14 protein-coding genes are annotated in these 11,833 nt (G+C 57.5%); all 14 read left to right on the forward strand.

The genetic code is table 11. From position 1 onward, the window contains the following. Positions 1 to 132 precede the first annotated feature (132 nt). The 14 genes from QVF11_RS19380 to QVF11_RS19445 all read left to right on the forward strand — a co-directional run bounded on the left by QVF11_RS19380 (position 133) and on the right by QVF11_RS19445 (position 11,787). On the forward strand, positions 133 to 1,218 hold the full coding sequence (locus QVF11_RS19380) for a phage protease (RefSeq protein ID WP_180405166.1): 1,086 nt from the start codon (positions 133 to 135) through the stop codon (positions 1,216 to 1,218). Further along, positions 1,211 to 1,606: a hypothetical protein gene (locus QVF11_RS19385; RefSeq protein ID WP_080876741.1), complete on the forward strand. Its 396-nt coding sequence runs from the start codon at positions 1,211 to 1,213 to the stop codon at positions 1,604 to 1,606. Before QVF11_RS19380 ends, QVF11_RS19385 begins: the two co-directional genes overlap by 8 nt. 11 nt (positions 1,607 to 1,617) lie before the next feature. Then, positions 1,618 to 2,526 carry a Mu-like prophage major head subunit gpT family protein gene (locus QVF11_RS19390; RefSeq protein WP_287858757.1) on the forward strand — a complete coding sequence of 303 codons (909 nt, stop codon included), beginning with the start codon at positions 1,618 to 1,620 and terminating at the stop codon, positions 2,524 to 2,526. Beyond that, positions 2,527 to 2,925, forward strand: coding sequence for an HI1506-related protein (locus QVF11_RS19395; RefSeq protein WP_180405163.1), 399 nt, complete (start codon positions 2,527 to 2,529; stop codon positions 2,923 to 2,925). Positions 2,926 to 2,934: 9 nt separating this feature from the next. Beyond that, positions 2,935 to 3,363, forward strand: a complete 429-nt coding sequence (locus QVF11_RS19400; protein WP_180405161.1) for a gp436 family protein — start codon at positions 2,935 to 2,937, stop codon at positions 3,361 to 3,363. Next, entirely contained in the window at positions 3,360 to 4,010 is a 651-nt protein-coding gene (locus QVF11_RS19405; protein WP_180405159.1) for a DUF1834 family protein, read from the forward strand. Before QVF11_RS19400 ends, QVF11_RS19405 begins: the two co-directional genes overlap by 4 nt. Next, positions 4,000 to 4,197 (forward strand): DUF2635 domain-containing protein, encoded by a 198-nt coding sequence (locus QVF11_RS19410; RefSeq protein WP_117091926.1) that lies wholly within the window; start codon positions 4,000 to 4,002, stop codon positions 4,195 to 4,197. The genes QVF11_RS19405 and QVF11_RS19410 overlap by 11 nt, the downstream gene beginning before the upstream one ends. Continuing rightward, the gene (locus QVF11_RS19415; RefSeq protein WP_287858760.1) at positions 4,197 to 5,615 is read left to right on the forward strand and encodes a phage tail sheath C-terminal domain-containing protein; all 1,419 of its coding nucleotides are present in this window, start codon (positions 4,197 to 4,199) and stop codon (positions 5,613 to 5,615) included. The genes QVF11_RS19410 and QVF11_RS19415 overlap by 1 nt, the downstream gene beginning before the upstream one ends. A gap of 11 nt (positions 5,616 to 5,626) precedes the next feature. After that, positions 5,627 to 6,001: a hypothetical protein gene (locus tag QVF11_RS19420; RefSeq protein ID WP_064360183.1), complete on the forward strand. Its 375-nt coding sequence runs from the start codon at positions 5,627 to 5,629 to the stop codon at positions 5,999 to 6,001. Then, entirely contained in the window at positions 6,001 to 6,396 is a 396-nt protein-coding gene (locus QVF11_RS19425; RefSeq protein WP_064360182.1) for a hypothetical protein, read from the forward strand. Before QVF11_RS19420 ends, QVF11_RS19425 begins: the two co-directional genes overlap by 1 nt. 113 nt (positions 6,397 to 6,509) lie before the next feature. Then, positions 6,510 to 8,687 (forward strand): phage tail tape measure protein, encoded by a 2,178-nt coding sequence (locus QVF11_RS19430; RefSeq protein ID WP_180405154.1) that lies wholly within the window; start codon positions 6,510 to 6,512, stop codon positions 8,685 to 8,687. Beyond that, the gene (locus tag QVF11_RS19435) at positions 8,687 to 10,000 is read left to right on the forward strand and encodes a DNA circularization protein (protein WP_180405152.1); all 1,314 of its coding nucleotides are present in this window, start codon (positions 8,687 to 8,689) and stop codon (positions 9,998 to 10,000) included. Before QVF11_RS19430 ends, QVF11_RS19435 begins: the two co-directional genes overlap by 1 nt. Further along, on the forward strand, positions 9,984 to 11,222 hold the full coding sequence (locus tag QVF11_RS19440; RefSeq protein WP_180405150.1) for a phage baseplate assembly protein: 1,239 nt from the start codon (positions 9,984 to 9,986) through the stop codon (positions 11,220 to 11,222). The genes QVF11_RS19435 and QVF11_RS19440 overlap by 17 nt, the downstream gene beginning before the upstream one ends. After that, entirely contained in the window at positions 11,206 to 11,787 is a 582-nt protein-coding gene (locus QVF11_RS19445; RefSeq protein WP_287858764.1) for a phage baseplate assembly protein V, read from the forward strand. Before QVF11_RS19440 ends, QVF11_RS19445 begins: the two co-directional genes overlap by 17 nt. Positions 11,788 to 11,833 lie beyond the last annotated feature (46 nt).

The raw sequence follows: 11,833 nt of genomic DNA on the forward strand, positions 1-11,833 counted from the left end.
GTTTAAAAACGTTTAGCGCTATTGCCCTGCACCGGGACAGAGTGACATGATGTTGACGCGGTTCCTTCCTTTATATACCCACTGACATCCTTCAGTCTGTTGCGCCGAAAATATCCCTGTAATGTCGGCGTCATGAAAACTCGTATCGCGTCACTCTCACAGGTTATCAACGCCGCCACTCGCGGCGTGATCCAGCTGTTACCGGCCGGCACCTTCCGTGCCGGCGACGGTCGCCCGGCTGAATGCCCTGACGGCTGGTTTATTGACGGCACTATCGCGGCCGCTCTCATCGCAGCGGCTGACGCCCGCCAGACCCCTTATGTCATCGACTACGAACATCAGACCCTGCGTTCGGCAAAGAACGGCCTGCCAGCTCCGGCTTCCGGCTGGTTCAAAAAGCTGGAATGGCGTGAAGGGGTTGGCCTGTTTGCAGTGGATGTTGAATGGACTGACGCCGCCGCTGCCGCTATCGATGCCGGCGAATACCGGTTTATCTCCCCCGTATTTTTGTACGACACCAGTGGTCTGGTCACCACGTTAATCAACGCGGCCCTGACCAATACGCCCGCCCTGGACGGTATGGATGAGGCAATGCTTGCTGCTGCCTCACTCCTTGCCGCCGCTTCTACTGAGGACACAACGATGGATGAATTACTGGAGCAGCTCCGCTGGTTCCTGGGTCTGCCGCTTTCGGCCACGAAAGAGGATGTGCTCGCCGAGCTGCAGAAACTCATCAACAAAATCAAGGCGGCTGACAGCGAAGCCGCTGCGGGCCTGGCCTGGATTAACGGGCTGGAAGCCAGCATTGCAGCGCTGACGTCACAGGTTGAAACCCCGGACCCGGCTCTTTGGGTATCCGTGGACATCATGAATCAGGCGATCGAGCAGGCCCGCGCGTCCGGCGATGAGCAGATTGCACAGCTCACCCTGCAGCAGTCTACCGAACTGATTCAGGCGGCCCTGTCGGATGGCCGTCTGCTGCCGGCGCAGAAAGGCTGGGCGGAGGCGCTGGCCAAATCCAGCCCCGACAAACTCCGCGACCATCTGAGTAAACAGACCCGTATCGCGGCGCTCACTACCACCCAGACCGGTGGCCGTCCGCCGGCTGGCCTGCCGTCCAGAACCATCGATGCCCCGGAAGATGAGCTGAATCCGGCGGTGCTCAGCATGATGGGTCTTGATCCGAACGATTTTAAAGAGGGAAACAGCAATGTCTGATCGTAACACTCCCTGGCGCAATGGCGAACTGGTCGCCGCGTCGGTGGCTGCGGCCACGATGATTTATGGCGGTCATATGGTCGGGCTTAACGCCAGTGGTCTGGCCGTTCCCGCCTCGGCCAGCGCGACCCTGACCATCTTCGGCGTCTCCGATGAGTACGCCGATAACACCGCCGGTGCGGCCGGAGCGACGTCGGTGATGGTCCGTCGCGGTAAAGCCTGGAAACTGGCCAACCTGTCCGGGGATGCCGTCACCCAGGCAGATGTCGGTAAATCCTGCTATGTCGCCGACAGCATTACCGTGGCCAAAACCAGCAATACCAACGTGCGACCGGTGGCCGGTACCGTTATTGCCGTCGAATCTGACGGCGTCTGGGTTGAAATTTAAGGAGAACAGCCGTGTTAGTGAACAAGCAGAACCTGAAAACCATTTTTATCGGTCTCAAGAAGACCTTTCAGAATGCGTTTGATCAGACCCCCAACGACTGGCAGCAGATTGCGATGGTCGTGCCGTCCACCACCAAAGAAGAAAACTACGCCTGGTTGTCGCGCTTCCCGAAAATGCGCGAGTGGATTGGTGAAAAAGTGGTGAAAGCCCTGGAAGGCTTCAGCTACACCATCCGTAACAAAGACTGGGAAGCAACCATTGAGGTCGATCGTAACGATATCGAAGATGACACCATGCTGGGTTATGCACAGCAGGCTCAGGGTGCTGGCCAGTCTGCCGCAGAACTGCCAGCCGATATTATCGTCCGGCTGCTGAGCGGTGGTTTCACCAACTTCTGTTATGACGGCCAGTACTTCTTCGATACGGATCACCCGGTCGGTACTGGTGTGGCGTCAAACAAAGGCACCAAAGCGTTATCTGCAGCGTCGTTCGCGGCGGCTAAAGCCTCTTACGGTGCGGCCCGTTCAGCCATGCGCGACTTCAAAGACGACGAAGGTGAAAACCTGCGTATCCGTCCGGGTCTGCTGGTTGTTCCGCCAGCGCTGGAAGATGAAGCCAATTACCTGATGACGGCCGACCGTTTCCCGGACAATACGCCGAACATCTACAAGGGGACGGCGAAAGTCCTGGTGTGGCCTGGACTGGCTACCGATACCGAGTGGTATCTCTTTGACAACACCCAGCCGGTGAAACCGCTGGTATACCAGGAGCGTAAAAAGCCAGTGTTTGTCGAGCAGACCAACATGGACAGCGACGACGTCTTCCTGATCAAGAAGTACAAATTTGGTGCCGAGGCCCGCTCAAACGGCGGCTATGGCTTCTGGCAGATGGGTTTTGGTTCAACAGGGGTGGATGCATAAATGCCTGAAATTACGATTACTGCAAAGCGCGACGGGTTCCGTCGCTGTGGGGTGGCACACCGTGACGTGCCGGTGACCTGGCCGGATGGCAGTTTTACGGACGAGCAGATCGCCATCCTGCGTGCCGAGCCGTCGCTGGTTGTCCACCTTGGATCGGTCAGTGGCGATGACGACAAGCTGAAGGCCGCACTGGGTCATGTTCAAGAGCTGGAAACGGTCGTTCTGCAGCTCAAAGAAGACTCAGTTGGTCTGATGGCTAAGTTGGTTGAGATGACCGCTGACCGCGATCGTCTGCAGGAAGCGCTGACGGCCGCAGGCAGTCCGTCAGACACAGAGGCGAAGGAGATCGCCGCTGACGATACTGCAGCAACTGACTCATCAGCCAAAGCGAAAAAGTAAGGAGCTGCTATGTACGCCACCCGGGCCGATATGGTCCTGCAGTTCGGCGAAGGGGAGTGCATCTCCCTCTCCGACAGGGATTTCACCGGTCAGATTGATGATGAAGTGCTGAACGGTGGCCTTCAGCGGGCCTCCGCCACCATCGACAGCTACCTGTCCGGCCGTTATCCGGTGCCGTGGCCAGATACGCCCGGGATCCTCGTGGATAAATGCTGTGACATCGCCCGGTACAAACTGACCGGGGCGGAGACGCAGAACACCGAAGAGATCAGGGAGCGTTATGAAGATGCGATTCGTTATCTGGAGCAGGTTGCTAAGGGGAATATCACACTTGGCCGTCTGCCAGACGGCTCAGTGGCTCAGGGCGGGAGTCTGTCCCGCTTTTCCTCTAATGGCCGGGTTTTCGGGCGCAGTGAAACGGATGGGGGTGCATTTTGATTATCACGCAAATCGAATCCGCCATTATCGACAGGCTCACCCGGGGGCTCGGCAAACTGGTCCGCGAGGTGCATTCCTACAGTGGCGAACTCGATGGCGATCCTGCTGAGGTAGTGCGCCAGTTGCCGGGCGTCTGGGTCACCTTTGGTGGTATTCAGGGTACAGAGCTGCTGAGCACCACCCGTAATAAGTGGCGCGATACCGGCCGATTTGTGGTCATCGCCGGGTCGCGTAACGTGCGAAGCGATCAGGCAACCCGCCACGGCGGCCCGTCATCCGGCGAGGTAGGTTCTTACCAGCTGGTGTATGCCATCCGTCGGCTACTGGCGCGGCAGGATTTGGGGTTACCGATTGACCACCTGATGCCAGGCAAGGTGCGCACGCTCTTTAACACGCAGGTACAGAAGGCCGCGATGTCCGTCTTTGCCTGTGAGTTTGACACCCGGTTTGATTCGGAATCACTGGAGAACGGGCGGTTTCCTCTGGTGCCGGCCGACCTGCCGCCCGGTCATCCTGACCAGATTTTTGGCGAGTATGGTGGTGCCAGCAGTGAAGATGATCCGGCCTGGCTGACAACCGATTTGCAGTATTTCCTGAACGGCCAGGAGCCGTTCGTTGCTGAGGACATTATTCATCATGAAAGTTAAAGCCCGTGAGGGGATCCGGGTACCGCGCGAGGATAACGCCCGCCGGTACATCGAGCAGGAACCCGTCGAGGTTCCTGAAAGCACCTACTATCAGCGCCGCCTGAATGATGGCGACCTGCTGAAAGTGACGGATGCGACCGTTGATGTGACGGCCGCTGCAGCAACGACCGGCAAAGGAACTAAATAATGTCCAGCCCGAATATTTCTTTCGACAATATCCCGGCCAGCATCCGCAAGCCGGGGCAGTACTTCGAGTTCAACACGAAACTCGCGGTACGCACGTTGCCGGCAAACGCGCAGAAGGTGCTGATTGTGGCCCCGATGCTCGCCACCGGTAGCCTTGCACCGCTCGTGGCAACCAGTGTATTCAGCGGCGATGAAGCGGCGGTTTACTTTGGTTACGGCTCCGTTGCACACCTGATGGTGGTGGCGGCCATCAACACCTATGCCTATCTCGATCTGACCGTAATCGGCGTCAGCGATGCGGTGGCAGGTATTGCTGCTGCCGGCACACTAACCATTACCGGGCCGGCCAGCTCGCAGGGCGTGGTCAGCCTGTGGGTCGGTAAAACCCGCGTGGATGTAGCCGTCAGTGCGGAAGATACCGCAACGGCCATCGCAGCAGCAATGAAAACTGCGATCGACAATCAGCCGGAACTGCCGGTTACCGCTGCAGTGGCTGCTGGTGTCCTTACGCTGACCGCGAAGAACAAAGGTACCGCCGGTAACGATATCCGCCTGCGTGCGCAGACCACCGCGTCCGGTACGACGACTGCCATCGTTGCGATGGCCAGCGGAGCCACTGACCCGGATATCGCGCCGGCGCTGGTGAACGTCGTGGCTGCTGGTCACAACATCATCATCAGCCCGTTCTCCACCCAGACCACGCTGACGGCGCTGCGTACCCATCTGGATTTTGTTTCCGGTCCAATGGAGCAGCGCGGCGCGATCGGCGTTGCTGGCTGGCCGGGAACGCTTGCCGCCGGGACCACGCTGGCGTCACAGCTCAACGGCGGTCGCATCACGCTGGGCTGGCATAACGGCTCAGTTATGCTGCCGGCAGAGATTGCGGCGGCTTATGGCGCACGTATTGCCAGCGAAGAAGACCCGGCCCGGCCGTTAAATACCCTGACGCTGGCGCTGGATGTGACGGACCTCGCCAGTCGTCCGGGACGAACCGAGCAGGAAAGCGCCCTGCATAACGGCCTGGTGCCGTTTGAGGTGGGGGCCGGTGAGACAGTGCAGATCGTCCGGGCCATCACGACCTACACCCGTAACGCCAGCGGCGTCGATGATGTGTCCCTGCTGGACCTTACCACCATCCGAACCCTGGATTACGTGCGTAAGGCATGCCGCGAGCGTATTGCGCTGCGTTTCCCGCGCAGCAAGCTCTCCACCCGCACACCTCCGCTGGTGAAAAGCGAGCTCTATGACGTGCTGCTGAAGCTGGAAGAACTGGAGATTATTGAAAACGTTGAGGCGAACAAGGACAAACTGATTGTTGAGCGCGACAGTCAGGACAGCAACCGCCTTAACGCCCGTATCCCGGCGGACGTGGTAAACGGCCTGCATGTGTTTGCCGGTGTCATCGACCTGTATTTATAAGGAGTTTTTAAATGGCACTTGAAGAATATGTGGGCGCGATCGTCCTGTACGTGGATGGTCTGGAAATTGAGGTAACCGATATTCGTCCTCAGACGAACACCGGCCGCAAGCTGGTCAAGACCATGAACCGTACCGGCCGCGCCAAAGGGTATGCAAAAGGCATCGCCGAGCATTCATTGCAGATCACCGTCGTGATGCCGAAAAACGTCGCGCAGCCGGACTGGGATGAAATGGTCGGGTCCAAACTGACCACCATGGATATGGACGGCAACCCGCTTTACTCCTACCTGGATTGCTTCACCACCCAGACCGGTGAACAGTACAGCGTGGACAACGAAGCACGTCGCGATCTCACCATTCAGTCACTGCGTAAGGTACAAGGCTAATGAAAGCATCAGGACAACTGCTCTACGGCGTACCCCATGGTGACGTCATTCATTACGACTACACCGTGACCCTGCCGGTCATGAGGCATACCGTCAAGGCACTGGCTTCAACTATGGAGGCTCTGGGGGAAACCGATACGCCAGCGGCGTATGTTCACTACCGAGTAGCATTGCTGGCAGAAGTTATTGAATCTCTTGGAACCTTAAGCAAGGACGACATTACTGTGGATTTCCTTCTGGATAATCTCACAGAAGAGGATCTGGATATCCTTGATGCAGAGCTGGCCGGGCTTAAAAAAAAGCGGATGCTTGCTCAGAAAAGCTCACCGGCCTCCGGCGAGCAACCCTCATCCTCGGACGATTCGGCATCAGCGCCGACCGCATCGAAGGTATGACCGTCAGCGAGCTGACTCGCTGGCTGGATGACCTCGACGGGCTGCATGGCAGGAAGCCAACAGCCCGTGCACCTCATGTACGTTCCCGCAGGAAAAAGAAGGGGAAAAGGTAAATGCGCTCACTACAGCTTGCCATGACCCTGCTTGCCAGAGATCAGGGTTCTAAGGTACTGCGCCAGGCGTTATCTGATATTTTCAAACAGATTAACACCAACAAAAAGGCCGATGAAGATGCCGCCCGTACCCGTGAGCAGTCAACGCAGAGCGGTATCCGGGCCTCCCGCACACTGCAGCAGGAATATCAGCGGGCAGCAAGCGCCCGTTCGACATTAGGTATCCGCTCGGAGCGGGACATACAGCGTGAGATAGCTCAAACCCAGGGGGCCTACAATCGCCTGTTACGGACCGGCACGCTCACCGCGAATGAACAAACTCGTGCATTCCGGGCGATGACGAATCAGGTATCTCAGTTGCGTACCGAGCTCAACGGTGCTGGTCAGTCGATGTCCCGTATGGAACGCGCCAGAATGTGGGGTGGAAACGTTACGGCGATCGCCGGGGGCGTTACCGCTGCGGCCATGATTATTAAAGACCCGGTTCAGCGGCAAATGGCTTATGAAGATAAAAATGCTGACATTGCCAACACAGGCTACAACCAATTGCCTCCCGAAGATCGTCTTAAAAAAATTCCGGTATTGAATGCGGCCATCCGAACAGCAGTAAGATACGGTGGCGGTTTACCTGAGCAGGCTCAGGGTACCTTACAATCATTGTTTGCCGGTGGCCAGGTAAGTAATGAAGTTGCGATGGGAATTTTACCGGATGTTATGCGCTATTCGACAGCATCAGGCGCTAATCCCGAAGATCTGGCTAAGATTGCTTCCGCTGCTATCGCTAACTTTGGTATCAAACCTGAAGAAATCCCGACACTTTTCGATAAGCTTGTTCGTTCAGGGGAGAATGGTAGTTATGAGCTGGCCGATATGGCTCGCTCTATGCCAACGACGATGACCAAAGCTAAGTCAATTGGTATGTCCGGCCTCGCGGACGTCGATAAACTTGCGGCCTGGTATCAGGCGAACTCGCTTACTGCGGGTGACAACAGTCAGGCCGCAACAAACGTCAATAACCTCCTGGACAAAATCACCAGTGCAGACACTCAGAATTCATTAAAAAACTATAAATTCCGGGTGAACGGCAAAGTGATGAACTACACCGATTATCTGGCCCAGCAACGAATGAACGGGGTCAGCGTCCCTGATGCTTTTATGGACGCAGTTTCAGGCATTGTGTCGCAAGATAAGCGGGTACAGTCTCTCAGAGCAGATGCGAAGAAATATAAGGGCACAGACCAGGAAAAGGAGATTAATGCAGCGCTAGATGTTGTGGTCGCCTCAATCATTTCGAAAATAGTTGCGGATCAGCAAGCCCAGATGGCACTCAAAACCAGCATCCTGTACAAGGACTATATTAAAGAACAGCAGGCGGGAACCAAGGATGCTGAAGGCTCAGGTGCAGCCTCATTTAAAGTGCGGTCGTCCACGAATGCTTTCAAATCACAGCAGCTTGAATCCGAAAAAGTCTTTGCCGAACAGGATGCCATGAAGCCCCTGGCAGATCTGTATGGGGATTTGTCAACCAAACTTGTCGATTATGCCAAGGAATACCCGCAATTAACCACGGCCTTGTCAGGTGCTACGACTGGCATTAAAGCGATGACAGCCGCCGCGGTTGCCTTTGCGACTCTTAATTTTCTTACCGGCGGTAAAATAACCCCCTCGACTTCTCCGGTACCACCAGGAAAACTACCAACAGGAGGTTCCGGCTCATGGGGATGGGGGGCGAAATTGCTCGGTGCAGGTATGTCAGCAACAGCAATTGCAACATTCACCACCCGCGACGAAGATGAAGAGATTACCAACGGTCCGGCTAAGTGGTCTGCCTTACGATCTCGTTACAGTCAGGAGCGTATTGATAAAGCGAGAAAGCTTTATCAGCCCTGGTACCAGATTGGTAAAGGCTACGCCAGTGAAAACGAAGAGTGGCTATCCCGACTGGATAAAGATGAAGCGAACGGAACTGTGCCCTCATGGTGGACGCCACCTACAAATATCCGCGTTCCTGAGTCCGCCAACGGCTACCCGGTGCCACCGTTCGCCCGGACGCCGGCACAGCAGCCGCCCATCAATATCACCACCAAACTTGAACTGGATGGCCGGGTTATTGCTGAGGCCGTGAATGAGGTTAACAACCAGTCCGCCACCCGTGGCCCGCAGGGAGGACCGCACTGATGGCATGGGAAACAGACCTTCAGGACGCCAGCTTCCGGGGCGTCGCCTTCGATATCATCAACACCCGCGACAGCATGCAGCGCGATATCGCCCAGCACGAATACCCGTACCGGGACGGAGCCAATATTGATGATCTCGGCGCTAAACCTCGCAGCCTGCAGTGTCAGGCGGTTTTCTTTGGTGACGACTACGAGAGCCGGCTGCAGGCGTTTATGGCGGCCCTCTATACACGTGGTCCGGGCGAGCTGATACACCCGGTGTTCGGAGTCATGCCGGACATGCTGTGCTACGTTTACCAGGTGAATCACGAGGCCGAGAACCCCGACTACTGCACCGTTGATCTGCAGTTCCTGCAGGATGGTCTGGATGTCGAATTCTTTGTGCGCGAGTGGCCACTCAGCCAGGCCGACGCCATATTCAACCAGGCTCAGGGGATTCTCGATAACGCGGCCACACTGCTGGATAACGCCATGAAGCCGCTACGAACGGCGCGGCAATATCTGGCCCGGGCCAAAGCGCTGGGCGTGACGGCACTGAATATGGTTGCGGTTCTGCGCGGCGATATCACCGGGTTTATCAGCAGCACCACCGATTTTGTTAACTTCCCGTCGGCCTTCATGAACGATATTCAGTCGGCCCTTAGCCTGCAGAGCTCAGCGGCGATGAGCTCCATCAGCAGCGACTCTGCCGTCTATGCGTCAGCGCCGGCCGTGGTCATCGCGGACTGGGCGGCGGTAAAAACACAGGCCGATGAAGTGGCCGCGCTGCCGGCGGGTCTGGTCACTGGCGATGTAACCGCATCAGTCGAGATGCCGGCGAACGTGACCACCAGTGATATCCGCGAGCTCATCGCGATGACCATGATCAGCGTGGCCATCGAGCTGGCGCAGCAGGCATCAGACCTTCTCAGTGATGAGACCATCACGGCCTCACTCAGTCCCGATGATATCAGTCTGATCGCCGGTGATGCCCGTCAGGCGGTACAGAACGCCATCGACAGCGTGCGCAGTACCTGGGCGGCGGAGATGGAAAACGTCAGCAGTTCAGAGACGTCGATCGCCCTGCAGTATCAGCCGGTGATTGATGGCCTGCGCGATACTGCGCTGTCCCTGCAGTCGATGGCTGTGGCCCTGATTAATGCCCGGCCGCCGATGATTCAGCGCACGGTGGCCAGCGCCACGAACCTGCACCTGCTGGCGCATCTGTGGTACGGCGACTACACCCGAGCCGGCGAGCTGAAGCTCCTGAATCCGTCCCTCCGGGACCCTAATCACATCATCCCGGGAGACGTGCTGAATGGCTACGCAGAATAAACAGGCCGCGCAGGATATCGACCTCGACAAAGTCTCTGTGATCGTCGGTGGTAAGGTGCATTCCGACTGGTCTGCCTACGGTATCGACAGCGACTTTCTTATCCCCGCCGATGCCTGGTCGATGCGTCTCGGTCTGCCTGCCGGCATCTTCCCTGAAGGCGTGGCCCGGGGCGTTCCTGTTCAGGTTCGCGTCGGGCCGGATGTTGTGATGTCCGGGCGCATAGACCGGGTTTCCCGTACCGTCAGCCGGGATCAGGTATCGCTGTCCGTCACCGGCCGTGACGGTGCGGCCATCCTGGTGGACTGCGCATCACCTTTGCTGACCAGCCGTCAGGCCAGCCTGGAAGAAGTCATCGCCCAGGTCGTGCGGCCGCTGGGTATCAAAAACATCGAGCTGCACGCCGAGAGCTCGATCCGCAATGACAAAATCACCACCGAACCGGGCGAGCGTGCCTGGGATATCCTGCTGCGGGCCTGTGCCGGTCGCGGGCTCTGGCCGTGGTTCCGCCCGGATGGCACGCTGGTTATCGGTGGCCCGGATTACACCACTGCGCCGGTGGCCACGCTGGTGATGCGCCGTTCCGGCGAGGGCAATAACCTGCTCAGCCTCACCGATGAAAGCAGCATGGAGCGTAGCTTTTCCCGCCTGACAGTGCTGGCACAGGGGCATGCACACTCAACGAACAACAAAAAAGAGCTGGGGATTATCGACGTCAGCAGCTCAGACTCACTGACGGTGTCCGGGGATACGGATACCACCGAAACCGAACTGGACACGGGCCTTCCTGAGACCGGCCAGCACGGTCTGACGTTTACCGTTGAGGATCCGACGGTCACCTATTACCGGCCGCAGGTCATCGTTATGCACGATGCGGATGACCTGGAGCAGGTCCGCTATCGCGCCCGCAAGATGATGGCCGATGCCCGCCTTGAAGGTTATAGCCTGATTGCCAGGGTTCAGGGCCACCGGACCAGCGACGGCGTGTTATGGGAGCCCGGGCAGCGCATCCACGTTATCAGCGAGCCGCACGGCATCGATGCTGTTTATTTTCTAATGGGGCGGGAGTTCACCGGCGGTCGCCCGGGCGGCGCAGTGACCACGCTCAGATTGAAAGAAGACGGCGTCTGGATACCCGACGCGTGGCCGAAGAAGAAAAAGGCCCGCAAGGGACGGAAAAAGAAAAAGCAGGAGACAGCGATAATCGATGTGGAACCAGATTGATTTACGTATACGCTCCGCACTGCGCGGTATCAGGCTCGCTTTCAGGGGGCGTTTAACCCGCGTTAAAAGCGATTTAACTATCCAGCAGGTGCAGGTTAAAGGACTTGCCGGAGAGCAGCTGCAGGACGCCGAACTGTTCCAGCACTTCGGGTTTACCAGTTGCCCGCCTGCCGGCACTCAGTGTATCGTGCTCCCCATCGGTGGCCAGACGTCGCACGCCATCATCATTGCCACCGAGAACGGCGCATACCGCCTGCAGGTGGCCAGCGGAGAGATGGCCATCTACTCCGAGGAAGGCGCATTCGTGCATATCAAAAAGGGCCGTATCGTCGAGGTGGAGTGCGACGAGTACCTCGTGAAAGCCAAAAAATATACCGTTAAGGCTGAGGACTACGACGTCACCGCCACCGCCGGCGCGACCTTTGAAACGCCGTTACTGAAAGCCAGCGACCAGCTGGCAGACGGTAAATCCACGCTCAATACGATGCGTGAGACCTACGATGACCATGACCACGAACATGGTGGTGATGCCGGCACAACGGATAAACCGAACCAGCCTATGTAACCCCCGCCAAACCCACTGACACCTGTCTGTCTGTTCGTATCTGTCC

Source organism: Klebsiella sp. (assembly GCF_027492335.1).
Lineage (GTDB): Bacteria > Pseudomonadota > Gammaproteobacteria > Enterobacterales > Enterobacteriaceae > Klebsiella > Klebsiella huaxiensis.